The sequence below is a fragment of the Allobosea sp. FG18 genome (assembly GCF_057809495.1).
The window spans coordinates 87439-111707 of record NZ_JBMDKB010000019.1; the positions used below are offsets into that span (position 1 = coordinate 87439).

24 protein-coding genes, 1 tRNA gene and 1 pseudogene are annotated in these 24269 nt (G+C 67.1%); 22 read left to right on the forward strand and 4 right to left on the reverse strand.

From position 1 onward, the window contains the following. The first annotated feature begins 143 nt into the window (after positions 1–143). From ACODTJ_RS20495 to ACODTJ_RS20510, 4 genes are all read left to right on the forward strand, one after another. Positions 144–572 (forward strand): pseudoazurin, encoded by a 429-nt coding sequence (locus ACODTJ_RS20495; RefSeq protein ID WP_454656532.1) that lies wholly within the window; start codon positions 144–146, stop codon positions 570–572. 78 nt (positions 573–650) lie between these two features. After that, positions 651–1856, forward strand: a complete 1206-nt coding sequence (locus tag ACODTJ_RS20500; protein WP_454656533.1) for an NnrS family protein — start codon at positions 651–653, stop codon at positions 1854–1856. A 215-nt stretch (positions 1857–2071) separates the two neighbouring features. Further along, complete coding sequence (locus tag ACODTJ_RS20505; protein WP_454656534.1) at positions 2072–2503, forward strand: RrF2 family transcriptional regulator; 432 nt, start codon at positions 2072–2074, stop codon at positions 2501–2503. Between the two features lie 75 nt (positions 2504–2578). After that, the gene (locus ACODTJ_RS20510) at positions 2579–3208 is read left to right on the forward strand and encodes a hypothetical protein (protein ID WP_454656535.1); all 630 of its coding nucleotides are present in this window, start codon (positions 2579–2581) and stop codon (positions 3206–3208) included. On the opposite strand, the gene ACODTJ_RS20515 is transcribed toward ACODTJ_RS20510, so the two are convergent. Next, positions 3209–3901 (reverse strand): Crp/Fnr family transcriptional regulator, encoded by a 693-nt coding sequence (locus tag ACODTJ_RS20515; protein WP_454656536.1) that lies wholly within the window; start codon positions 3899–3901, stop codon positions 3209–3211. Positions 3902–4236: 335 nt separating this feature from the next. On the opposite strand from ACODTJ_RS20515, the gene napE reads away from it, so the two are divergent. The 16 genes and pseudogenes from napE to ACODTJ_RS20595 all read left to right on the forward strand — a co-directional run bounded on the left by napE (position 4237) and on the right by ACODTJ_RS20595 (position 16804). Next, positions 4237–4431 (forward strand): periplasmic nitrate reductase, NapE protein, encoded by a 195-nt coding sequence (gene napE / locus ACODTJ_RS20520; protein WP_454656537.1) that lies wholly within the window; start codon positions 4237–4239, stop codon positions 4429–4431. Between the two features lie 10 nt (positions 4432–4441). Further along, positions 4442–4948 (forward strand): ferredoxin-type protein NapF, encoded by a 507-nt coding sequence (gene napF / locus ACODTJ_RS20525; protein ID WP_454656538.1) that lies wholly within the window; start codon positions 4442–4444, stop codon positions 4946–4948. Beyond that, on the forward strand, positions 4941–5228 hold the full coding sequence (locus tag ACODTJ_RS20530) for a chaperone NapD (RefSeq protein ID WP_454656539.1): 288 nt from the start codon (positions 4941–4943) through the stop codon (positions 5226–5228). Before napF ends, ACODTJ_RS20530 begins: the two co-directional genes overlap by 8 nt. After that, positions 5225–7726 (forward strand): periplasmic nitrate reductase subunit alpha, encoded by a 2502-nt coding sequence (napA, locus tag ACODTJ_RS20535; protein WP_454656540.1) that lies wholly within the window; start codon positions 5225–5227, stop codon positions 7724–7726. The genes ACODTJ_RS20530 and napA overlap by 4 nt, the downstream gene beginning before the upstream one ends. Next, positions 7693–8196, forward strand: a complete 504-nt coding sequence (locus ACODTJ_RS20540) for a nitrate reductase cytochrome c-type subunit (protein ID WP_454656541.1) — start codon at positions 7693–7695, stop codon at positions 8194–8196. Before napA ends, ACODTJ_RS20540 begins: the two co-directional genes overlap by 34 nt. 12 nt (positions 8197–8208) lie before the next feature. Beyond that, the gene (locus ACODTJ_RS20545) at positions 8209–8922 is read left to right on the forward strand and encodes a cytochrome c3 family protein (protein ID WP_454656542.1); all 714 of its coding nucleotides are present in this window, start codon (positions 8209–8211) and stop codon (positions 8920–8922) included. 232 nt (positions 8923–9154) lie between these two features. After that, entirely contained in the window at positions 9155–10810 is a 1656-nt protein-coding gene (ccoN, locus tag ACODTJ_RS20550; RefSeq protein WP_454656543.1) for a cytochrome-c oxidase, cbb3-type subunit I, read from the forward strand. A 4-nt stretch (positions 10811–10814) separates the two neighbouring features. Next, positions 10815–11546, forward strand: coding sequence for a cytochrome-c oxidase, cbb3-type subunit II (gene ccoO / locus ACODTJ_RS20555; RefSeq protein ID WP_454656544.1), 732 nt, complete (start codon positions 10815–10817; stop codon positions 11544–11546). A 4-nt stretch (positions 11547–11550) separates the two neighbouring features. Next, on the forward strand, positions 11551–11721 hold the full coding sequence (locus ACODTJ_RS20560) for a cbb3-type cytochrome oxidase subunit 3 (protein WP_454656545.1): 171 nt from the start codon (positions 11551–11553) through the stop codon (positions 11719–11721). A 3-nt stretch (positions 11722–11724) separates the two neighbouring features. After that, entirely contained in the window at positions 11725–12603 is an 879-nt protein-coding gene (gene ccoP / locus ACODTJ_RS20565) for a cytochrome-c oxidase, cbb3-type subunit III (RefSeq protein ID WP_454656546.1), read from the forward strand. Beyond that, positions 12600–12806, forward strand: a complete 207-nt coding sequence (locus tag ACODTJ_RS20570; RefSeq protein WP_454656547.1) for a hypothetical protein — start codon at positions 12600–12602, stop codon at positions 12804–12806. The genes ccoP and ACODTJ_RS20570 overlap by 4 nt, the downstream gene beginning before the upstream one ends. Before the next feature lie 11 nt (positions 12807–12817). Beyond that, on the forward strand, positions 12818–13603 hold the full coding sequence (locus ACODTJ_RS20575) for a DUF2189 domain-containing protein (RefSeq protein WP_454656548.1): 786 nt from the start codon (positions 12818–12820) through the stop codon (positions 13601–13603). Then, positions 13600–15858: a heavy metal translocating P-type ATPase gene (locus ACODTJ_RS20580; RefSeq protein ID WP_454656549.1), complete on the forward strand. Its 2259-nt coding sequence runs from the start codon at positions 13600–13602 to the stop codon at positions 15856–15858. The genes ACODTJ_RS20575 and ACODTJ_RS20580 overlap by 4 nt, the downstream gene beginning before the upstream one ends. Then, positions 15855–15998, forward strand: a pseudogene (ccoS, locus tag ACODTJ_RS20585) (cbb3-type cytochrome oxidase assembly protein CcoS); the annotation flags it as partial. The gene ACODTJ_RS20580 and the pseudogene ccoS, both read left to right, overlap by 4 nt. 68 nt (positions 15999–16066) lie before the next feature. Continuing rightward, positions 16067–16369, forward strand: coding sequence for a DUF6522 family protein (locus ACODTJ_RS20590; RefSeq protein ID WP_454656550.1), 303 nt, complete (start codon positions 16067–16069; stop codon positions 16367–16369). 183 nt (positions 16370–16552) lie between these two features. Continuing rightward, positions 16553–16804 carry a hypothetical protein gene (locus tag ACODTJ_RS20595; RefSeq protein ID WP_454656551.1) on the forward strand — a complete coding sequence of 84 codons (252 nt, stop codon included), beginning with the start codon at positions 16553–16555 and terminating at the stop codon, positions 16802–16804. A 52-nt stretch (positions 16805–16856) separates the two neighbouring features. Here ACODTJ_RS20595 and ACODTJ_RS20600 read toward each other — a convergent pair whose 3' ends face one another. Beyond that, entirely contained in the window at positions 16857–17279 is a 423-nt protein-coding gene (locus tag ACODTJ_RS20600; RefSeq protein WP_454656552.1) for a hypothetical protein, read from the reverse strand. Positions 17280–17722: 443 nt separating this feature from the next. On the opposite strand from ACODTJ_RS20600, the gene ACODTJ_RS20605 reads away from it, so the two are divergent. Both ACODTJ_RS20605 and ACODTJ_RS20610 read left to right on the forward strand, forming a co-directional pair. Next, positions 17723–18823: a TRAP transporter substrate-binding protein gene (locus ACODTJ_RS20605; RefSeq protein WP_454656553.1), complete on the forward strand. Its 1101-nt coding sequence runs from the start codon at positions 17723–17725 to the stop codon at positions 18821–18823. 24 nt (positions 18824–18847) lie between these two features. Next, positions 18848–21571 carry a bifunctional diguanylate cyclase/phosphodiesterase gene (locus ACODTJ_RS20610; protein WP_454656554.1) on the forward strand — a complete coding sequence of 908 codons (2724 nt, stop codon included), beginning with the start codon at positions 18848–18850 and terminating at the stop codon, positions 21569–21571. A 119-nt stretch (positions 21572–21690) separates the two neighbouring features. On the opposite strand, the gene ACODTJ_RS20615 is transcribed toward ACODTJ_RS20610, so the two are convergent. Next, positions 21691–21764 (reverse strand) — tRNA-Gly (locus tag ACODTJ_RS20615). A gap of 114 nt (positions 21765–21878) precedes the next feature. Further along, positions 21879–24014: a caspase family protein gene (locus tag ACODTJ_RS20620; RefSeq protein WP_454656555.1), complete on the reverse strand. Its 2136-nt coding sequence runs from the start codon at positions 24012–24014 to the stop codon at positions 21879–21881. Between the last annotated feature and the right edge of the window lie 255 nt (positions 24015–24269).

A 24269-nucleotide genomic window follows, 5' to 3' on the forward strand; every position in this document is an offset into this window, starting at 1 on the left:
AAATCCGTTCACCGCTCCGAGCGGCCCGTCCTCTCCGGCAATCCATCTTGAGTTTGCGTTTTCGCAAGTTGGCGCGCGGCCCTCCCGACTAATGTTGCGGTGCAGCGAGGGACGGACGTGCCCGCTGCTGAAGGAGAAGGCAGATGTTCAGGATGTTTCTGGCCGGCGCGCTGATGGCGCTGGCAGCCACCGGCGCCAATGCGGCGGAGGTCGAGGTCAAGATGCTCAACAAGGGGGCGGCCGGCGCCATGGTATTCGAACCGGCGCTGGTGAAGATCGCTCCCGGCGATACCGTGAAATTCGTGCCGACCGACAAGAGCCACAACGCGGAAACCGTTCCGGAGATGCTCCCGGCCGGGGCCGAGCCTTTCATCGGCAAGCTGAACGAGCAGGTCGACGTTACGTTCAAGCAGAACGGCGTCTACGGCATCAAGTGCAAGCCGCATTACGGCATGGGCATGGTGGCGCTGATCGTGGTCGGCGAGCCGACCAATCTGGAAGCCGCCGCCGCCGCCAAGCATCCGGGCAAGGCCAAGCAGGTCTTCGCCGATCTGGTCGCCAAGGCGAAGTGAGCGGGCCGCGGCGCGGTCCGTCGAAGGGGCAAGGGGCGCAGCGCCAGGCTGCGCCCGATCACGTCAGGAGAAGCGAGCATGGCGCCCATTCCGAGGCTGAAGGCCTATGAGGGGCCTGCGCTGCTGTCCTACGGCTTCCGGCCGCTCTTCCTCCTCGCGGCGCTGCAAGCCGGGCTGACGATCATCGTCTGGCTCGGCTTCGTCACCGGCCATCTCGCCATCCCCACGGCTTTCGCGCCGGTGGACTGGCATATCCATGAAATGCTCTTCGGCTATCAGGCGGCGGCGATCGGCGGCTTCCTGCTGACCGCCATTCCCAACTGGACCGGGCGATTGCCCGTGCAGGGCACGCCGCTGCTCGTGCTGGTTCTGGCCTGGATCGCGGGCCGTATCGCGGTCGCCGCCTCGGCCCTGATCGGGTGGCGCCTTGCGCTGGCGATCGATGCTCTGTTCCTAATCCTGCTGGCGGGGGCTGCCGCGCGCGAGATCGTCGCCGGGCGGAACTGGCGCAATCTCAAGGTCGTGGTGCTGATCGGGCTGCTGCTCGTCGCCAACCTCGCCTTTCATCTCGAAGCGGCGCTGACGGGCGGGGCCGATTACGCGCGCCGCTTCGCCATCGCCGTCGTGCTCATGCTGGTCGGGCTGATCGCCGGGCGGATCGTGCCGAGCTTCACGCGCAACTGGCTGGCGCCGCGAGGGGCGGGGCGTCTGCCGATTCCCTTCGGGGGCTATGACAAGGTGGTGCTGGCGGCGAGCGCGCTCGCGCTTAGCCTCTGGGTTGCCCAACCGGATACGGTTGCGAGCGGGGTGGCGCTGGCGCTCTGCGCCGTGCTTCATGCCGTCAGGCTGGCACGCTGGGCGGGTGATCGTACCTGGCGCAATCCGCTGCTCGTCATCCTGCATGTCGGCTATGCCTTTGTGCCGCTGGGCTTCGCGCTCTCGGCGGCGGCGAGTTTCGGGCTGGTCGGCCCTGGTGCCGGGCTGCATGCCTGGACCGCCGGAGCCTTCGGCACCGTGACGCTGGCGGTGATGTCGCGGGCCAGCCTCGGCCATACCGGGCGCCCGCTGGTCGCGACTGCGGCAACGCAGGCCTGCTACGTCCTGATCGTGATCGGCAGCGTGGCGCGGATCTGTTCCGGGCTCGGCCATGGCCCGGTCGCGTTGCTCCATGTCGCCGGGCTGTGCTGGTCGCTCGCCTTCCTCGGATTCGCAGTGAGCTATTGGCGGGTCCTGACCGGCGCGCGGCTTGGCCCGAAGGCCGCACCGGCAGCAGGGCCGGCCTGATGTCCTTCGCCTTGGGATCGGCGTTTTTCGGGAGGATCTGTTGATGCGCAACGAGCCGGATTGCCGTAGTGAGGCGCGGGGGATGCGCCGTGTTGCGCTCCAGAAGACCAGTCCGCCGGGCGAGGGGGCTCACCGGGCGGTGAACAGGACCGTCGGATGGTGCTCCTTCCAGATGTTGGCGAGAACAGGCCCGGCCGCCGCCGCGGGTGCAGTGCATGCGCCTGACCCAGTTCAGCGAGTATGCGCTCAGGCTGCTCGTCTTCGTGGCAGCGCATCCGGAGCGGCTGGTCACGGTCGAGGAAGCGGCGACGGCCTATGATATTTCGCGGACCCATCTGATGAAGGTCGCCAATCTCCTGGTCCGTCAGGATTTCCTTAAAGGCGTGCGCGGCCGCGCCGGCGGGCTGATGCTGGCGCGGGCGCCGGCCGAGATTTCGCTGGGCCGACTGATCCGGGCGACGGAGCCGGCCTTCGCGACCGTCGAGTGCTTCGGCGAGGCGGAAGGGCGTTCGGCGCTGCGCGGGGATCGCTGGCGGCGAATCCTCAGCGACGCGATGGAGGTCTTCCTCGGCGAACTCGACCGTTATTCCCTAACCGACCTGCTCGCAGATCCGGAACGCTTCGGCCTCGCCCGGCAACCGGCCTGAGGCGTCGCCAGTCCGGAGACGACGTCTTTCCGGGGCAAAGCCGCGCTGCGGCTGCTCCTGCCCGAAGAGAGTGTGATGAATTTCCCGTCCTTCTTCACCGACGCGCCGCGCCTCAAGCTCCGCGACCCGCTCTCCGCCTTCCTGGGGACGAGCGAGGGCGGCATCCTCGAATACGGCTATGAGGACGCCGTGCGACTGGCCGGTCATTCCTGCCCGGCGGTCGCTGGCGCCTATCTCATGGTGATCAACGGACTCGCCTATCTCCACGACGACGAGATGCCGGAGCGCGGTGGCATCGAGGTCTTCATGCGCGGCGAGCGTGACCAGGGCACGACCGGCGTGCTCGCCTCGGTCGCGACGCTGCTGACCGGCGCGGCACCGGAGACCGGCTTTGGCGGGATCGGGCCGGCGCAGCGCTTCTCCCGGCGCAACCTCCTGCATTTCGGCGCCGATATCGAGGGGACGGTGGCCTTGCGCCGTCGCGATACCGGGGCCGGGGTTGTGGTCGACATCGATACGGGTGCGGTGCCGCACGCGGCAGCGATGAGCGCCGTGATGCCGCAGGCGGTCGCGGGGGAGGCGGATGAAGCGGGGCTCGAGAGCTTCGCCGCGCTTTGGCAGGACCGCGTGCGCCGGATGCTCATCGAGCATGCCGACGATCCGAAGCTGATCCATCTCTACGACTGGTCGCCGGCCGGGGCCTGATCAGCCGGCATTCTCCGCCAGACGCTTCAGGGCGGGCGCGTCGCAGACGACGAGCTTCTGGCGCCCGCCCTCGACCAGCCCCTGCGTTTCCCAGGCGCTGAGGATGCGCGAGACCGTGTGCAGTGTCGTGCCGGTCATCTCGGCGATGTCGCGCCGCGAGATCGGGAAGTCGACGCGCATGCCGGCATCCACGCGTGTGCCGGCCTGCTCGATCAGTCGCAGCACGGCATGGGCGACGCGGCGCTCGACCTCCTCGGTCGACATCTCGCGGATGCGGGTATGGGCCTCGTCCAGGCGCTGGCCGATGGTGCGGATCGCGTTCATCGCCAGATGCGGGTTGTCGGCGACGAAACTGTCCCAGGATTCGGTCGGCCAGCTCGCGACGAGGCTGTCGACGGCGGCCGTCGCGGTGCCCGGATAGTCGCTGCGGCCGAGCGCCCGCGTGAAGCCGAACAGGTCGCCGGGATGGACGACGCGGACGATGATCTGCTGGCCGTCGCGCGTGACCTGCGTCACCTTCAGCCGGCCGTGCAGCAGGAGATAGAAGGCCTTGGCCGGGTCGCCCTGCTCGAAGACGGCCTCGCTCTGCGGAATTCTCCGTGCGGAGGCCTGCGCCGTCATGCGGTCGAGCTGGGCGTCGCTCATCGCCGCGAACAGCGGGACGCTGCGCAGCACGCTGCGGTCCATTCCCACGTGACAGCCTTTCCTTCGGACGGATTCGGGGGCACCTGCGACATCCCGAACCATCGGTGCGCGGCGCCGGATAAGACCGCAATCATCCCCCGGGTTCAAGTGCGGCACGATCGCCTGCGGGGGATGGTTCGGGGCGTTGGGGGCGAGCAACAAGTAGGTCAACCCTAAACTATAGGCCGCATTCGGCCGCTCCTGTTTGCGTTATGTCAAAGACGCCCGCGAAAGACCGGTCCGGCGTCGCTTCTTGCATGGACAGAGCGCTTGGATACATATTCTCTTTAGTCGATCTCTCAACACGAGTCGGTGCGATATGCGGCCGGCCGAAAGGACCAGAGATGACGACCGAGACCGCGAAGACCGGCGGCCCAGATGCCGCGCCTGAAAAGCCGACGAAGCGAGCCGAGCTTCTCGCTTTCCTGACGCTGGCCGTGCTGATCTGGCCGGTCGTGGCGGTCGGTGTCGTCGGCGGCTATGGTTTCCTCGTCTGGATGACCCAGATCGTCTTCGGCCCGCCCGGGCCTCCGCGCTGAGGAGGCGGGCATGGGCGAGCGAGCCATCGACCTTGGACGACGCGGTTTCCTGACCGGCCGCCCTGCGCCGTCGCCGCCGGAAGGCGTGCGGCCGCCATGGTCGCGCGCCGCTTCGATCGCGGCTGCCTGCACCGGCTGCGGCGCCTGCGTGCCGGCCTGCCCGCAGCACATCATCGCGCTCGACGCCGGCGGTCGGCCGATCCTGAGCTTCGTCGCGAGCGAATGCAGCTTCTGCGGCGCCTGTGCCGAAGCCTGCGCCGAGCCCGTCTTCGATCGCCTGATTCCGGCCTTCGACCATGTCGCGGCGGTCGGAGCCGATTGCTTCGCGCAGCGCGGCATCGTCTGTCAGAGCTGCGGCGATGCCTGCCCGGAGAGCGCGATCCGCTTTAAGCCCCGGCTCGGTGGCCCAGCCTTGCCTGAGATCGCAGCCGATCGCTGCACCGGCTGCGGCGCCTGCATCGCCGCCTGCCCGGCGCAGGCGATCGGCACGCGCTCGCTGGAGGTCGCCCATGCCTGAGCATCCTCGCCCGCGCTTCCATCATATTTCGAGCGCCGTCGTCTCGGCCCTGCCGGCCAAGGTCGAGGCCGTGCTCGCGCGTATCGCAGAGCTTCCCGAGACCGAGATCCACCGAGTCGAGAACGGCAAGATCGTCATCGTGCTTGAGGGCTCCAGCACGGGCGTGATCGGCGACCGGCTTGCCGCCATCAACCTGATCGACGGCGTGCTCTCGGCCAACATGGTGTTCGAGCAGATCGAAGACCTCGAAACCCTCGACGACCCCGGAGTGATCCCATGACCCTGTCCCGTCGCGAGATGCTGAAGGCGCAGGCGGCCGGCGTCGCCGCGCTCGCCGCCAATATGAGCGTGCCGGCCGGGGCGCAGCCGGTGACCGGCGGCGTCGACAGCCTGCAGATCAAATGGTCGAAGGCGCCGTGCCGCTTCTGCGGCACCGGCTGCGGCGTCATGGTCGGCGTCAAGGAAGGCAAGGTCATCGCCACCCATGGCGACATGAAGGCCGACGTCAATCGCGGCCTGAACTGCATCAAGGGCTATTTCCTCTCCAAGATCATGTACGGCAACGACCGGCTGACCCAGCCGCTGCTGCGCAAGAAGAACGGCGTCTACGCCAAGGACGGTGAGTTCACGCCGGTCTCCTGGGCGGAAGCCTTCGACACCATGGCCGCCAAGGCCAAGGCCACGCTGAAGGCCAAGGGGCCGACCGCGCTCGGCATGTTCGGCTCCGGCCAGTGGACGATCTTCGAGGGCTATGCTGCGACCAAGCTGATGCGGGCCGGCTTCCGCTCGAACAATCTCGATCCCAATGCCCGCCACTGCATGGCATCCGCTGCCTACGCCTTCATGCGCACCTTCGGCATGGACGAGCCGATGGGTTGCTACGACGATTTCGAGCATGCCGACGCCTTCGTGCTCTGGGGCTCGAACATGGCGGAGATGCACCCGATCCTGTGGACGCGGGTGACGGACCGCCGGCTCGGCCAGCCGCATGTCAAGGTCGCGGTGCTCTCGACCTATACCCATCGCAGTTCGGACCTGGCCGATATCCCGATCGTGTTCAAGCCGGGCACGGACCTCGCGATCCTCAACTTCATCGCCAACCACATCATCACGACCGGGCGGGTGAACAAGGATTTCGTCGGCAAGCACACGACCTTCGTGAAGGGTGCGACCGAGATCGGCTACGGCCTGCGGCCGGACGATCCGCGCGAGGTCAAGGCGAAGAAGGCTGCCGATCCCGCTGCGACGACGCCAATCGATTTCGAGACCTACGCCGCCTTCGTGAAGGACTACACGCTGGAGAAGGTCGCGGAGCTGACCGGGGTCGAGGCGGGCTTCCTGCTCCAGCTCGCCGAGCTCTATGCCGACCCCAAGCGCAAGGTCACGTCGTTCTGGACGATGGGCTTCAACCAGCATGTGCGCGGCGTCTGGGCGAATCAGCTCGTCTACAACCTGCACCTGCTGACGGGTAAGATCTCCGAGCCGGGCAACAGCCCGTTCTCGCTCACCGGCCAGCCCTCGGCCTGCGGCACGGCGCGCGAGGTCGGCACCTTCGCCCATCGCCTGCCGGCCGACATGACGGTGGTGAATCCCGAGCACCGCAAGCACACCGAGGAGATCTGGCGCGTCCCGCACGGGATCATCCCGGAGAAGCCGGGCTACCACGCCGTCGAGCAGGACCGGATGCTGAAGGACGGCAAGCTCAATTTCTACTGGATCCAGGTCAACAACAACCTGCAGGCGGCGCCCAACAGCAGCAACGAGACCTATCCCGGCTACCGCAATCCCGAGAACTTCGTTGTCGTCTCGGATGCCTATCCGACGGTGACGGCGATGGCCGCCGACCTGATCCTGCCGGCTGCAATGTGGGTCGAGAAGGAGGGCGCCTACGGCAATGCCGAGCGGCGCACCCATGTCTGGCACCAGCTCGTCGATGCGCCCGGCGAGGCGCGCTCGGACCTCTGGCAGCTGATGGAGTTCTCGAAGCGCTTCACCACCGACGAGGTCTGGCCGGCGGAAATCCTCGCCGCCAACCCGAACTACAAGGGCAAGACGCTCTTCGACGTGCTGTTCCGCAACGGCCAGGTCGACAAGTTCCCGCTCTCCGAAACCGCGCCCGACTACGCGAACCAGGAGTCGAAGGATTTCGGCTTCTACGTCCACAAGGGGCTGTTCGAGGAATATGCCGCCTTCGGCCGCGGCCATGGCCATGATCTCGGGCCTTACGACCTCTACCATCAGGTCCGCGGCCTGCGCTGGCCGGTGGTCGACGGCAAGGAGACGCTCTGGCGCTATCGCGAGGGGCTCGACCCCTACGTGAAGCCGGGCAAGGGCGTCGAGTTCTACGGCAACAAGGACGGCAAGGCCCGCATCATCGCCGTGCCCTACGAGCCGCCGGCGGAATCACCCGATAACGAGTACGATCTCTGGCTCGTCACCGGCCGGGTGCTGGAGCACTGGCATTCCGGCTCGATGACCATGCGCGTGCCGGAGCTCTACAAGGCCTTCCCCGGTGCGCGCTGCTTCATGCATCCGGAGGATGCCCGCAAGCGCGGGCTCAACCAGGGCGCCGAGATCACGGTGATCTCGCGCCGCGGCGAGATGCGCACCCGGGTCGAGACGCGCGGGCGCAACCGCATGCCGCCCGGCGTGGTCTTCGTGCCCTGGTTCGATGCGAGCCAGCTCATCAACAAGACGACGCTCGACGCCACCGATCCCATCTCCAAGCAGACGGATTTCAAGAAATGCGCGGTCAAGATCGTTCCGGTCTCGGGCTGATGCGCTCGCGGACCTTGCTCGGGGCCGCCCTGGCGGCCGGCCTCGTCCTCGCCTTCGGTGCCGCCGTCTCGCAGGAGGGCGCACCGGTGAAGATCGTGCCGCGCCTGACGGGCACGGCCAACCCGATGGCGCTCGAACGGGTTCCGGCGCTCGGCCGGCCGGTCGTCGACGACGTCAGGCGGATGCGGAACTATCCGGAGCAGCCGCCGGTGATCCCGCATGCGATCGACGGTTACCAGCTCACGCTCAACACTAATCGCTGCATGGACTGCCACAAGCGCGAGTTCACCGAAGGCTCGGGTGCGCCGATGATCAGCGTGACCCATTTCCAGGACCGCGACGGGCAGGTGCTCTCGGACGTGACGCCGCGGCGCTATTTCTGCACCGCCTGCCATGTCCAGCAGACCGATGTCGCGCCCCTGGTCCAGAACCGGTTCCAGGACGCCAAAGACATCGGCCGGAAGCCTTGAGGCGCATGCATCATGGCCAGGCTTAAATCCCTTATCCTCTGGTGCTGGGGCGTCGTCGTCCGCTTCTGGCGCATCATCAGCCGGCCGAGCGCCTATCTGCCGCTCGGCGTCCTGACGCTCGGCGGTTTCGTCGGCGGCGTGCTCTTCTGGGGCGGCTTCAACACCGCGCTGGAAGTCACCAATACCGAGAAATTCTGCACCTCTTGTCACGAGATGCGCGACAACGTCTATCAGGAGCTGCAGTCGACGATCCATTTCTCGAACCGCTCGGGCGTGCGCGCGACCTGTCCGGACTGCCATGTCCCGCATAACTGGACCGACAAGATCGCGCGCAAGATGCAGGCCTCGAAGGAGGTCTGGGGCAAGATCTTCGGCACGATCTCGACGCGCGAGAAATTCCTGAACATGCGGCTCGAGCTCGCCAAGCACGAATGGTCGCGGCTGAAGGCGAACGATTCGCTGGAATGCCGGAACTGCCATTCCTCGGTCGCGATGGACTTCACCAAGCAGACGCGGCGCGCGGCCGACATCCATAGCCGCTTCCTGACCACGGGCGAGAAGACCTGCATCGACTGCCATAAGGGCATCGCACATCTGCTGCCGGACATGACGGGAATCGAGCCGGGCTGGAAGGATGCGCCGGAACTGCAGGGCAAGGGCAGCGCCTCTTGGCATGGGCCGGAGCGTGCGGTGCGAACCTATCTGGCGGAGATCGAGAAGCATTGAGGAGCTTTGGGGCGGAGCTTGCTTCGTCATTCCAGGGCTTCGCGCCTGCGGCGCCCGCCGGAATGACGGGCGTGCGATTCGACGTCGCCGCGGTCAGGCCTCGGCAGCGTCTACGGCGTTTTGTCCGACCCGCTCATCGGAGAATTGGGTATTTGAGATGATGCTTTTGTGCGATACCGACTTCTGAAGGCATGAGGCGTCGGCTCGCGCCAGCCACGGAGAGGGGGGAGCGATGATTGCGGCACTCACGATCGCGGAGCGGCAGCGCGCCATTGCTATCTCGGCCGTCCTGGCGCTGTGTGGTTTCGCGATGACGATCGCGGGCAGCGACACCCTGTTCGCTGTCCATGGCGCGATCGTCCTGCTGTTCAGCCTCGGCTGTATCGGCCTGGTCATGTCGCAGTATTTTGCGCCGGAGCCGTCCGACGAACGCCTGACACGCTACTACGACGATCCGACCCGGGTCGGCATCGTGCTCTCGCTCGGTTGGGCCGTGGTCGGCATGTTCTTCGGCGTCTGGGTCGCCGCGCTCCTGGCCTGGCCGGATCTGACCTTCGACGCGGCATGGGCGAGCTTCGGCCGCCTGCGGCCGGTGCATACCTCAGGCGTGATCTTCGGCTTCGGCGGCAATGCGCTGATCGCGACCTCGTTCCACGTCCTGCAGCGGACGACGCGTGCGCGTTTGCCGGACCAGTTCAGCCCGTGGTTCGTGCTGATCGGCTACAACCTGTTCTGCGTGCTGGCGGCCAGCGGCTACCTGATGGGCGTCACCCAGTCGAAGGAATATGCCGAGCCGGAATGGTATGCCGATATCTGGCTCGTCGTGGTCTGGGTGGTCTACTTCCTGATCTATATCCGCACGCTCCAGCGGCGGAAGGAGCCGCATATCTACGTCGCGAACTGGTACTACATGGCCTTTATCCTGGTCGTGGCGGTGCTGCATATCGTCAACAACCTGGCGGTGCCGATCTCTTTCGGCGAGGCGAAGAGCTATTCGCTGTTCTCCGGCGTTCAGGACGCGATGACGCAGTGGTGGTACGGCCACAACGCGGTCGCCTTCTTCCTGACCTCCGGCTTCCTCGGGATGATGTACTATTACCTGCCGAAGCGGGCGGGGCGGCCGATCTTCTCCTACAGGCTGTCGATCATCAGCTTCTGGGGCATCACCTTCATGTATATGTGGGCGGGCTCGCACCACCTGCACTACACGGCGCTGCCGCAATGGGTGCAGACGCTGGGCATGACCTTCTCGGTGGTGCTGCTGGTGCCGTCCTGGGCCTCGGCCGGCAACGCACTGGCGACGCTGAACGGCGCCTGGGGCAAGGTGCGCGACGACGCGACCTTGCGCTTCATGATGGTCGCCGCCGTATTCTACGGCCTCTCGACTTTCGAGGGCTCGTTCATGGCGATCAGGGCCGTGAACTCGCTCTCGCACTACACCGACTGGACTGTCGGTCACGTCCATGCCGGCGCGCTCGGCTGGGTGGCGATGATCACCTTCGGCTCGCTCTACGCGCTGGTGCCGTGGATGTGGAAGGTCGAGCGGATGTATTCGCCCAAGCTGATCGAGGTCCATTTCTGGCTCGCGCTGGCCGGAACCGTCATCTACGTCTTCGCGATGTGGAACTCGGGCATCATCCAGGGCCTGATGTGGCGCACCTACAATGACAGCGGCACGCTGGCCTACTCCTTCATCGACAGCCTCGTGGCGATGCATCCCTATTACATCGCGCGTACCGTCGGCGGTTTGCTGTTCCTGCTCGGCGCGATCGTCGCCTCCTACAATGTCTGGATGACGATCCGGATGTCCCGTTCTCAGCCCGAGGCGGAAGCTGGCGACGCCGACTTGCCGGCGTTGCAGGGCGCGGCCCTTCAGGCGGGGGAGTAAGCCGATGCGCGAGTTCTTTCATCGCAAGCTCGAACGCAGCGCGATCGGCTTCGTGCTGGCCATCATCGGCGTCTCCGCCATCGGCGGCTTCGTCGAGATCGCGCCGCTCTTCACCATCGGCGAGACGGTCGAGAAGGCGCCGGACATGCGCGTCTACACGCCGCTCGAACTGGCGGGACGCAACATCTACATCCGCGAGGGCTGCTATGCCTGCCATAGCCAGATGATTCGGACGCTGCGCGACGAGGTCGAACGCTATGGACCCTATTCCCTGGCGGTCGAGTCGAAATACGACCACCCCATGCTGTGGGGCTCGAAGCGCACCGGGCCGGATATCGCCCGGCTCGGCGGCAAGTATTCCGATGCCTGGCATGTCGCGCATCTGATCAACCCGCGCGATGTCGTGCCGCAATCGGTGATGCCGCGATATGGCTGGCTGATGCGCAGTGAATTGAAGACCGAGGATCTCGGCCGGCACCTCAAGGCGCAGCGTGCGGTGGGCGTGCCCTATACCGACGCGCAGATCGCCAATGCCAGCAGCGATGCCTATGGCCAGGCGAGCCCCGACAGCGCCTATGCCGGCGGCGTCAGCGAGCGCTATGGCGAGGCCACCAATGTCCGCGCCTTCGACGGCGAGCCGAACCGGCTGACCGAGATGGATGCCGTGGTCGCCTATCTCCAGGTGCTGGGCCGCCTGACCGATGCCGCACAGAAGCAGGCGGCGGCGGAGAAGTGAGGCGATGGACCTCGATCATCACACGCTGGTCGGTTTCGCCAAGAGCTGGGGGCTGTTCTACCTCATCGCGATGGCGGTCGGCGTGCTGATCTACGCCTTGTGGCCATCGAACCGAAAACGCTTCGATCATGCCAAGATGAGCATTTTCGACAAGGATGACAGGCCGGGGGACTGAGCGATGGCAGATACGGCGCGCGATCCCGTCACGGGGACAATGACGACCGGCCACGAGTGGAACGGCATCGAGGAGCTGGATACCCCGATCCCGCGCGTCGTGCTGTTCTTCCTGGCCGTCACCACCCTGTTCGCGATCGGCTACTGGCTGCTGATGCCGGCCTGGCCGCTGGGCGTGACCTATACCAAGGGGCTGCTCGGGATCGACCAGCGTCAGGTCGTAGCCGAGCAGGTGCGCGATGCCGCCGCCGAGCGGGCGAGCTGGACGGCGAAAATCGACAAGGCCTCCTTCGCCGAGATCGCCGCCGATCCCACCTTGATGCGTCATGTCCGCGACACCGGCCGCACGCTCTTCGAGGACAACTGTGCGGTCTGCCACGGCGTGCAGGGGAAGGGCGGCCCGGGCTTCCCCAATCTCGCCGCCGGCTCCTGGCTGTGGGGCGGCAGTCCGGAGGCGATCGCCGAGACGATCCGCGTCGGCATCAACGGCACGGCCAAGGATACGCGCACCGCGCAGATGATGGCTTTCGGCCGCGACGGCATGCTCCAGCGCGAGCAGGTTCTGGCGGTCGCTTCTTACGTCCGCTCGCTGTCGGGCCAGAAGCTCGACGCGACCGAACAGGCGCGGGTGCCGGCCGGCAAGGAGGTTTTCGCGGCGAATTGCGTCGCCTGCCATGGCGAAAACGGCAAGGGCCAGCATGATCTCGGCGCGCCGGACCTGACTGACGCCAACTGGGTCTATGGCGGGGACCTGCAGTCGGTCGTCAACAGCATCCATGGCGGGCGGCAGGGTCACATGCCGAGCTGGGAGGGCCGGCTCTCGCCGACCGATATCAAGCTGCTGGCGCTCTATGTCGGCACGCTCGGTGAGGCGAAGCGATGAGCGCGCCGACGGAGAGCGAAACCCGGCGGCGCGGCGGGCGGAAAGCCTTCTGGCTGGCGCTTGCGGGCATGCTGGCGGGCGGGCTCATCCTCGCCAACGCCCATCTGGTCTATGTCGCCATAGGCTCGCAGCCGGACTGCGTGCCGCATGCGAAATCGGCGGGCGAGGCGGGCGGGTTCCGCGCCGCCCGCCCGTCCTGCTGAAGGAGGAGCACATGGGTGCGATCGGGAACGGTCAGGAGATGCCGCTGCCTCTCTCCGTCCAGCGGCGGCGCAACCTGCCGGCGGGCGCGGCCTTGTCCTGGCTCGGGGAGGGCTGGCGCGACCTCTGGCGCCAGCCGGCGCCGAGCCTGCTCTACGGGCTCGCGGTCTTCGCGGTCTCGGCCGCCATCGTCTGGGGGCTGTTCCGGCTCGGGCTGGACTACATCCTGTTCCCGGCGCTGGCTGGCTTCATGGTGATGGGGCCGCTTTTGGCGATCGGGCTCTATCAGAAAAGCCGTGCGATCGAGCTCGGCGAATCGGTCAGCCTCTCCCGGATGATCTTCGTCGAGGCGGCCTCGGGCGGTCAGGTCTGGTATACCGGCGCGATCCTGTCGCTGCTGATGCTGGTCTGGATGCGGGCGGCCGTGATCATCTATGCGCTGTTCTTCGGTCTGCGGCCGTTTCCCGGCCTGCATGAGGTCACCGCAATGCTGTTCGGGACGCCGGTCGGCTGGGCGATGCTGCTGGTCGGCACGGTGGTCGGCGGGCTGTTCGCGGCCTTCTCCTTCGCCATCAGCGCCTTCGCGATCCCGATGCTGCTCGACGAGCGCGTCGATGCCTTCACCGCGATGGGCACGAGCATCTCGATGGTCTGGAACAACCTGCCGGTGATGCTCGCCTGGGGCGCGATCGTGCTCGTGCTGTTCCTCGTCGCGGTCGCGACCGGGCTTCTCGGCCTGATCGTCGTCTTCCCGCTGCTCGGCCACGCCACCTGGCACAGCTACCGGGCACTCAGGTGAGCTGCTGCGCGCCGCCATTGCCTTTGGACGGCGCGCCCGATCCGTCTGCCGCACGGCAGGAAATCCGCCTCGCCAGCCGCGATCTCGGCAATGGCTTGCGGCAGAGCGATCTCTCGGTGCCCGGCCTGCATTGCGCCGCCTGCATCCGGGCGGTCGAGACCGGGCTCGCCCGGCTTCCCGGCGTCGCGCAGGTCCGGGTCAATCTCTCGACTCGCCGCGTCGCCGTGCAATGGCGGGGCGAGGAGGCGCCGGAATTGCTGACGGCGCTGGCCGGGCTCGGCTATCCCGGACACCTCTTCGAGAGCGAAGCGGATGGCAAGGACCCCGAGCGTGACCGGCTGATGCGGGCGCTGGCGGTTTCCGGCTTCTGCGCCATGAACATCATGCTGCTCTCGGTCTCGGTCTGGTCGGGCGCGGAGCCCGAGACGCGCCGGGCCTTCCATTGGATTTCCGGCGCGCTGGCCTTGCCCTGCCTGATCTATTCGGGCCGCATCTTCTTCGACTCGGCCTGGGCGGTGCTGCGGCGCGGGCGCACCAATATGGACGTGCCGATCTCGATCGGCATCTGCCTCGCCTTCGGCTTGAGCCTCTACGATACGATCCATGACGGGCCGCATGCCTATTTCGACGCGGCGACCTCGCTGATCTTCTTCCTGCTGATCGGCCGGACGCTCGACCATTTGATGCATGAGAAGGCGCGGGCCGCCGTGCGCGGCCTGATGCGGCTGGCGCCGCGGGGCGCCACCGTGCTCGATGCCGAAGGCGGGCGAGCCTATCTGCCGCTGGCTGAGGTCGTGCCGGGCATGCGGATCGCGCTCACCGCCGGCGAGCGCGTACCTGTCGACGGGGTCGTGGAGGAGGGGGCGTCCGAACTCGACTGCGCCATTGCGACCGGCGAGAGCGCGCCGCGCGGGGTGTCGCCGGGCATGGCGGTGCAGGCCGGGACGCTCAACCTCTCGGGACCGCTGACGATCGTCGCGACGGCGAAGGCCGAGAACTCCTTCCTCGCCGAGATGGTCCGATTGATGGAGGCGGCGGAGGGCGGCCGCGCCCGGTATCGCCGCATCGCTGACAGGGCAGCGGCACTCTATTCGCCGGTCGTTCATGCGACCGCACTCATCGCCTTCCTCGGCTGGATGGCGGCGACGGGAGACTGGCACCTGGCGATCACCATCGCGATCGCGGTGCTGATCATCACCTGTCCCTGCGCGCTGGGCCTGGCCGTGCCGATCGTCCAGGTCGTGGCCTCGCGGCGCCTGTTCGAGGCCGGTATCATGGTGAAGGATGGCTCCGCCATCGAGCGGATCGCCGAGATCGACACGGTCGCCTTCGACAAGACGGGCACACTGACCTATGGCCGGCCGCAGCTCATCGACGCCGCGGCGATCCCGGCCGGCGATCTGGCGATCGCGGCGGCGATCGCGCGGCGTTCGGGGCACCCGCTGTCGCGCGCCATCGCTGCTGCGGCGCCGGAGGGGGCCCTGGCGCTGACCGACATCCGGGAGCATCCCGGTCTTGGCGTCGAGGCTGAGCTGGCAGGCCGCCGCTACCGCCTCGGGCGGGCCGCATGGGCGCTTGCGGATGCGGGAGCGACGCAGGAAAGCGGGACGGTCCTGAGCTGCGATGGCGTCTTCGTCGCCCGCTTCGCCTTCGCCGAGACATTGCGCCCGCAGGCGCGCGCCGCCGTCGATGCCCTGCGCGCGGAGGGCCTTTCGGTCGTCCTGCTCTCCGGCGACCGGTCGGAGGCGGTGCAGCCGATCGCCGGCCGGCTCGGCATCGACGAGGTCTCGGCCGGGCTGCTGCCGGCCGGGAAGGTCGAGCGCCTCGCCGCGCTGGCGACTGGGGGGCGCAAGGTGCTGATGGTCGGCGACGGTCTCAACGATGCTCCGGCGCTGGCCACGGCGCATGCCTCGATGGCGCCGGCCTCGGCCGCCGATATCGGCCGCAACGCCGCGGATTTCGTCTTCCTGCATGACGGGCTCGATGCGGTTCCGTATGCGGTCGCGGTGGCACGGGCCGCGGGCCGGCTGGTCCGGCAGAATTTCGCCCTCGCGATCCTCTACAATGCGCTGGCCCTGCCGGTCGCGATTGCCGGTTTCGTGACGCCGCTGATCGCGTCGCTCGCGATGTCGCTGTCCTCGATCCTCGTCGTCGCCAATGCCCTGCGGCTCGATGCGGGGCGGGCGGTGGCTTCGGCCGAAGTCGCCCCCAGGCCGACGGGGCGGCTTGTCGTGGCCGACGAGCCGGGCGAATGAGCAGCCTCGTCTTCCTCGTCCCGCTGGCGTTGGTACTTGGCGGAGCGGCGCTTGCGGCCTTCCTGTGGTCGCTGCGCAGCGGCCAGTACGATGATCTCGACGGTGCGGCCGAGCGCATCCTGCTCGACGAGGAGGGCGATGGGCTGGAAGCGGCCGGCTCTTCGGCGCAGAAGGAGCCGGATGGATCGACACCTCCGGAGCGAACGCCATGACCGCCGGTGAAGCCGCGCCCGAACTCCCCTTCGTCCGGGATGAGGACGGCTCCTTCGTGCTCGATGCCGCGCGGCTGGCGAAGCGCTTCGGCTGGTCGGCGGAAGAATTGCGCGACCTGATGCGCCGCGGGCTGGTGACCAGCCGGGTCGAGCGTGGCGAGGCGGAGGATGAAGGCCGCTGGCGCCTTTCCGTCCGGTGCGGTAATCGCTGCTGGCAGGCCATCATGCTGGCCGACGGCACGGTCGCGGAGGAGCAGCTCGAATTCGTGCCGCCACCGGGCCGCCGCGGGCGCGCCTGACACGAGAGCCGCGTCTGTTTGGGGGCGGAGCCCGGTCAGGCCGGGCGACAGGTCCGGGGCGCGGGCCTGCCGAACGGGGTTTCGATGTACATTTTCGGACGCCGTCCCGATAATGCGGTTCCGGCGGCGCGACTCGCGCCGCCGGTCTGCGCTTTCCTGCCGCGCTGTCTCGATGAGGAAACGATGCGTCTTCTTCCCCTCGCTCCGGCCGCTCTTCTTCTCGCGATGCTCGGCGGCTGTGCTTCCAGCGGACCCGCCGCCTACTCGGAACCTCCCGTTGTCCAGAGCATGACCTTCCAGCCGCAGCAGCGCAGCTATCTCGATGCCGGCCCGGCCCCGGCTCGGCTGAGCGGACCCGGTTATGCACGCGACAGCCGGACGGATTTCGCCGGGCGATCCGACAGCTTCGGCAACAGCGTGCTGCCTTCGTTCTGAGTTTAGGGGCGCCTGAACGCGCCGCAGGCAGAGCTTCGGGCCGCGAGCGGCGCTATTCCGGGAGTCGAAGCCCGGCGAGGAAGGTTGCGACCGTCAGCGTCTTGTCCGGCTGCGCCCGGCACTGCCGCTCGACGGCATCAAGGACTTCGCCGTCGCCATATTTCGACAGCCGTGAGGGAGAGCCCCGGCGCATCGCGTCGACCGCCCAGCGGCCGATCAGGCCATGCATCTCCGCATCCGTGGTCCCGCGCTTCGACCAGGCTTCGCAGGTGATGTAATCCTGCAGGAATCCTCCCTGGCGCAGCACTTCGCTCGTCGCCGCTGCCGGACAGGCCAGAATCCAAAGCGCGGCCCAAGTCCCCAGACGCATCATCTCCCCACCCCGTTCCGTTGCCGCCGTCCCTCGGTCGCTCCCGATCTTCGTGTCCGCCAGTCCTGGCTCGACGGCCCTGTCCCGCTTTGCCTTGCGTGCCATCGTCCGGCGCGTGGCGGGAAGAGCCTCAAGGTCCGGCCGTGTATCCAGGACAGGGGTGGGAGATCACCGAGCATAACAAGCTCGGCTTGTACGGCAACAGCAGAATTCTTCGTCGGGCGTTGTTGCAGGCGGCGTCGATGATATCTCGCTTGTGCAATAAAGCTGCGGCGGAGGCCGGAACAATTTTTGGACGTATGCTTGAGAAGCTTGCCGCCACGGCGATGAAGCCGGCCTCGCGGATACGTCTTCGAAACGTGGGAGGCGCGGGGCGCTTCAACGATATGGGCCGCGCATGACCGGCCGCACCCAGCCGGATGCGCTCTGCGTGCCGAATGCCGTGAAAAGATTCGCCTTCCGCTCGAACTCCGACGTCCGATTCAACCGCGGTTAACTGCCGAGGCTGAATATCACCCCGATCAGACAGGGCTACCACCGGGGGGGAGATGGCCAAGACCTGCGGCAACGCCATCACATCTCGCCCGCGCCGCAGCGTGCAGTCTGTGATTGCGGCTGTCGCGGCTCTGCTCGGTTTCGCGGGTTGCTATGCTTCGGCCAAGACGCCCCCCGAAGAGCCGATCAAGCTGCAGATCATCGGCGGGCTCGCCGGCATCACCCAGTACACCAAGATCGAACAGCCCTTCTGGCTATCGGAGATCAACACGCTGTCGAAGGGGCGGATCAGTGCAACGATCCGGCCGCTCGATGCGGGTGGCTTACGCAATCAGGAGATGCTCCAGCTGATGCGCCTCGGCGTCGTGTCGTTCGGTACAGCCCAGCTCAGCGCCATCGCTGGTGAGGAGCCGGAATTCAGTGCTGTCGATCTTCCCGTGTTGAACCCCGATGTCGCAACGCTACGCCGTACCGTCTCAGCATTTCGGACGCATCTGCATGAGGTCGTGCGCGAGCGTTACGATATCGAGCTTCTCGGGATCTATGCCTTGCCCGCCCAGGTCCTGTTCTGCACCAAGCCTTTCAAGGGCCTCGACGATCTCGCTGGCCGGAAGATACGCACCGCGTCGGTTGCGCAATCCGAGCTGATGGCAGCGATGGGCGCCGTGCCGATCATCCTACCCTTTGCCGAGATTGCGGCGTCCTTGCGCGATGGGGTGGCGGATTGTGCGATCACCGGCACGTTGAGCGGCTATGAGATCGGTCTGCCGCGCGTCGCCGTCGCCGTTCACGCCTTCGCGCTGAACTGGGGTGTCTCGATCTTCGGAGCCAATGGGGCGTATTGGGACGCGCTACCGGCCGATGTGCGCGACATCATCCGGCAGGGCGTGAGCCGGCTCGAGGAGCGGATCTGGTCGCAGACGGAAGCCGATACGCAGCGCGGCCTCGCCTGCAATGCCGGAACGGAAACCTGCTCCGGCAAGCCCGAGCGGCCGATGAGCGTGGTGCCGGCCCTGCCGGCGGACGCGACGCGCCGACGTCTCCTGGCGGAAGTCGTCCTGCCGCGCTGGTTCGAGCGCTGCGGCCAGGACTGCGTCTCGGCCTGGAACACCTATCTCAAGCCGCTCCATGCCATCGAGCCCCGGACGCCGTGACTCGCCGCCCCTCGATGAGGATCAATGATCAAGCGTCTTAAACTCATGGTGGTCGCGGGGATGGCGGCCATCATGGCGATAGCGGCTTTCGGCGCCTCCAATCTGGTTCGCCAGAGGGAGGTGGCCGCCTGGCGCACCGCCGAGCAATCCCTGGAAGGCGCGGCCGTCGCCGTCGAGAATGCATTCGACCGGCAATTGCTGCAGGTCGACGGGGCGTTGGCGAGTTTTCCGACCCTGTTCGATGTCGCGCAGATCGGCCCCGGCCAGAGAGACGACGCCAGCCGGCTGCTGCGCGGTCTCAATTTCCAGACGATGGCGTTTCGCGACCTGCTGCTCGTCGGGCCGGACGGCAGCATCGTCGCCTCCGCCAAGCCGAGCGGCGCGCGACATCCGCTGCCGCTGGATGTCGCAATGGTCGGGCGCAGGCCGACGAACCTGATCGGGCCGCTCCGCAATGCCGTCACCGGCGACTGGGCGCTCTATGTCGCGCGCCGGATTCCGGCCTGGCACGGCATCATCCCCGTTGCGGAAGTCCCCCTCAACACGCTGATGAAGCTCCTGGGGGAAGCCGGCATCGGCGCCGGCACGCAGATTTCGCTGGAACGCGCCAATGGCCAGATCGTGGCGACGCTGCCACATGATGAACTGCTGATCGGGAAGCCCCGCGCCGTGCCGCTGCCCGAGCAGGCGGTGAACGGCAAAGCCTTCATGATCGGAGACAGGAAGAGCGCGACCAGCACGCTCAACGTCGTCAGAAGCTCACTCTATGGCGATATCCGGGTCGTCCTGAGCGCGAAGAGCACGGTGGTCCTGGCGGACTGGCGCCATGACCGCGACAGGACGGTGACTGCGGCTTTCATCGCCGTGATGCTGCTCACGGCCTTTGCCGGGGCTATCCTGCTTGCCATCCACCAACGCGAACGGGCCGATGCCGAGCGCGCGCGGGCCTCGGCCGTCCTCGACGACGCGATCGAGGCCATGTCCGACGGCTTCGTGATGTGGGACGAGAACGACTGTCTGGTGACGTGCAATCAGCGCTACCGCGAGCTCTATGCCCTCAGCGCCCCCTTCATGACCGCCGGCGCGCCTTTCGAGGACATCATCCGCAAGGGCGCCGAACTCGGCCAGTATCCCCAGGCTACCGGCGATATCGAGGAGTTCGTGAAGAGCGTCACCGTCTGGCACCGCCAGGGCCGCGGCTCGATCGAGCGCCTGCTGCCGGATGGCCGCTGGCTCCTCATCACGGAACGGAGGATGCGGGATGGCGGGGCGGTCGGAATCCGGACCGACATCACGGCGCTCAAAGGCGCGTTCGCGGATCTTGCCGCCGCCAACGCGCGTGCGAACGAAGCGGCCGAAGAGGCGCGGCAGCAGAATGCGGCCCTTCTCGAACAGGAAAGCCGCATTCGCTTCCTGGCGCATCATGATGACCTCACGAGTTTGCCGAACCGTTTCGCCTTCCGTAGCCAGATCGCGAAGTCACTGCGGCGGCAAGGGAACGATTCCGCGACGGTCGCGCTGCTTTTCCTCGATCTCGATCATTTCAAGGACGTCAACGACACGCTCGGGCACCCCGTCGGCGACTTGCTGCTTCTCTCGGTCGCCGAACGCCTGGCGACCTGTGTGCGTGATACCGGATGCGTCGCCCGGCTGGGTGGGGACGAGTTCGCCGTCCTCAGTCTCGGCCACGAACAGCCGCAGCAGGCGCAGGCGCTTGCCGCCCGCATCATCGAAGTCCTGAGCGAGCCCTATCTCATCCAGGAGCGGACGATCTCGATCTCGGCGAGCATCGGCATTGCCGTTGCCGAGGGACCGGGTTTCGACGCGGACCTCCTGCTGAAACAGGCCGACCTCGCGCTCTATCAGGCCAAGGGGCAGGGGCGCGGGGTCTGCTGCGTGTTCACGGCCGCGATGGACGAGGACCTGCGCGCCCGCCTCGCCCTGGAAATGGACCTGCGCAAGGCGATCGAGGAGCAGCAGTTCGAACTCTCCTACCAGCCGATCTTCGACCTGAAATCCAGCAAGCTCTGCGGCTTCGAGGCGCTGCTGCGCTGGCATCACCCGGAGCGTGGTCTGGTCGGGCCGGCGGAGTTCGTGCCGCTGGCCGAGGAGACGCGGCTGATCGTCGAACTCGGCGAATGGGTCATTCGGCAGGCCTGCATGGACGCGGTCCGGTTGCCGGGAGATCTTCGCATTGCCGTCAATCTGTCGCCGGTGCAGTTGATCTTCGGCGACGCGGTCGCGACCGTGCGCGATATCCTCGCCGAGACCGGGCTCGATCCGGCGCGGCTCGAACTGGAGATCACCGAGACCGCGCTGCTCGCCAACGACAACCGCAATCTCGGGACTCTCAGGAGCCTCAAGGAGCTGGGTGTCCGCATCGTGCTCGACGATTTCGGCACGGGCTATTCGAGCCTGAGCCATCTGCGGCTCTTCCCGCTCGACAAGGTCAAGATCGATCGCTCCTTCGTGCGCGACATGACGGCCCATTCCGACAGCGCCGCCATCGTCACCGCCGTTGCCGCACTGGCGGCCGAGCTCGGCATGACGACCACGGCGGAAGGGATCGAGACACAGGACCAGCTCGACGCGGTCGATCGAGCCGGTTGCACGGAAGCCCAGGGCTATCTTCTGGGAAAGCCGCAACCGATCCTGCAGGCAGTCCACACCACCCTGTTCAGGCGGTCCAGCCGGAGCCTCGGTGGGCCGCGGGGCGGGCGAAAGCTCGACTCGTCCGACACGCTGTAATCCCCGGAAGCGTCGGTCGCGAAAACGGGGACGTCGGTCCGGCGTTTTCGACGGCCGGAACGGCCCCGCCGGGCGCGCGTCGACGGCGGAAATCCGGGATTTCAGGACGGCAGGGGAGATGGAGCGGGTACCGGGAATCGAACCCGGGTATTCAGCTTGGAAGGCTGCTGCTCTACCATTGAGCTACACCCGCATCGGGCGCCAAATTCCCCATCGGACCCGCTGGTGTCAAGGGGGCGCTAAGGGTTGTCCGCCAGATGTGGTCCCGGCGCGCCCGACTTTGTCGCGAGATGGAAGTCTGCCGGCTTCAGAAGCCGAAGTTGAAGCCGGCCTTGACGATGTCCCCCGAGGTGCGGGCACGCATGATCGCGTATTGCGTCGGGGCGAGCCCGGTATAGTCCTGCAGCGTCAGCTTCTGGTTGCCGAGGTCGTAATGCGTGTAGTCGAGCCGGAGCGTCATGCCCGGCATGATCGCGTATTCGACGCCGCCACCCAGCGCCCAACCACTCGCGAGGCCGGAGCGCGTGGCCGAGACGCCGGACGTGTTCCCGGGGTTGTCGGGCGAAATCGAACCCTTCTGGTCGACGAGGCCATAGGCGTAGCCGCCGCTGCCATAGACCATGAAATCGCCGAGCACGAAGCCGGCGCGGGCGCGGACGGTGCCCAGCATCGAGACTTCGTTCTCGGCCCGTGTCGTGAAGCGGGTCCCGCCGGGATTGGCCGCTGTCGTCTGGCTGCCGCCGAGCCGCGTCGCCGACAGATCGGTTTCGGCGCCGATGACGACCGCCCCGATCTGGTAGTTGAAGCCGAACTGTGCACCGCCGACCATGCTGCTGCCGTCAGGTGTCAAGCTGCGCGGCACGGCCAACGGATTGATCGCGTTGGCCGCGAGGACCGGTGCGCCGAACGTCGTTGTCGTCGTCGTCGTGGTCCCGGCAATGGGCGACGTCGTGGTGACGGTCGTGGTGGTGGTCGTCGTCGGCGTGAAGGTCGGGCTGCCGAAGGGGCCGGTCACGGTGGTGTTGCCGGTCTGCCGGCCACCACCGAGCGAGCCGCCGGCATAGAAACCGGTCCAGCGCGGACGCTCCGGCAGCAGAGCGGGCAGGGCTGGCGCGAAAGCCTGCGGAGCGACGCCCTGGGGCGATGAGGCAGGCGCCTGGCGTGGCGCTCCGGCATTCGCGGGGGAGACGCCGCGCGGCGTGTAGTCGGCACGACGCGAGCGGGGCTGCTGGACGGCCGGGCAGACCGGGCAGGTCTGCGCGACCTGGACGCGGTTACGGCTCGGCGCGGTCGTGGCCAGCCGCAGGGCGGCGGCGGTATGATCCGAGACCGGATAGAGCCGGGCGTAGAGCCTGAAGGATTCGGCGTCCCCGGCGAGCACCGCTTCGGCCCAGGCTCGTTCATCTGTGCGCTGGGCGAGGATGCGGTTCAGGCGCAGCGCGGTCTGATCCTCGGGGTTGATCGCCAGCGTATTGCCGTAGATGTCGCTGCGGTCCCAGGCGATTGCGGCGCGGGCGGCATCTGCCGGCGACATGGCGCGCAGAGACGCCAGTGTCGGACGCGCCGTCAGCGGCACGTGTCCGGCGGTGGCAGGCTGGGGTGCAGGGGCTCCAGCCGGACGCTGGAAGAAGCTGAACTCTGTGATCAGCGACGAGGTGTCCCAGGGGATCTGGGTGCCGTTGGTGGAATCGTAGACGGCGAGACGGATGCGGCGGAAGATCTGCTCGACAGCCAGGCCCGGCTCGCGCGCTTCACGCAGGAAGGCGGTGGTGAAGGGGCTGTTGGTGCCGGTGCCGTCCGCCGCGGTGGAGCCCGGCGAGGTCGCGAAGGCGACGAAGGTGCCACTGCCGGAATCGACGCGCGCGAGACCTGCCTCGTTGCTGATGCCCTCGTTGGCGCCGTCGACGATCTGCAGGGCGAGGCCGCGGGCGACCTGGCGGTTGGCGAAGGGGTTGTCGCGGCAGGCGTCGAGGATCGCGATCTTCGACTTGGCGCCGGCACCGTCAAGGCGGCGCAGGATATCGCCGAGCGACAGCGATTGATCGGCGATGCTGGTCGCGATCTGCGGGCGGATATCGGTCGGCAGGATGTAGTTGGCGCCGTCGAGCTGCACGGCGTGGCCGGCGTAATAGACCAGTGCCGTGGTATCCGGGCCGCTGCGGCGGACCTTGTCGACGAAGACGTCGAGCGCGCTGCGCAGGCCGGCGAGCGAGAGATCGAGCGCCGGCGTGATGTCGAAGCCCGCCTCCTGCAGCATGGCGCGGGTGGCGTTGGCGTCGTTCAGGGCATTGGGCAGCTTCGTGACATTGGCATAGGCGCCGTTGCCGACGACGAAGGCGAAGCGCTTCTGGGCAAAAGCGGGCGTGGCGCCGAGGCTGAGCGCGACGATGGCCCCGGCAAGGGCGATGACGAGATACGCATAGGCCCGGGCATGTAACCGCATGCTGCCTCCCCTTCGCGAGAAGAACGACTCGCTGGACCCTGTCTGACGTGCGCGATTCGAACGGGCGTCCACCATCTGATGGAGGTTCCCCGAAACCCGACCGTTCAAGCAACTCAAATCGCCATTCAGGAACCACGATCCGGGAGAGGCTTCGGAGGGCATATTTTCCAGATTTCGCTTGATGTTGGGAGGCGGCAGTTGCAGCGGTTTCTCAAGCGTAATCGCGCCGGTGTGGCCTAATTGTCGGGTATCGGA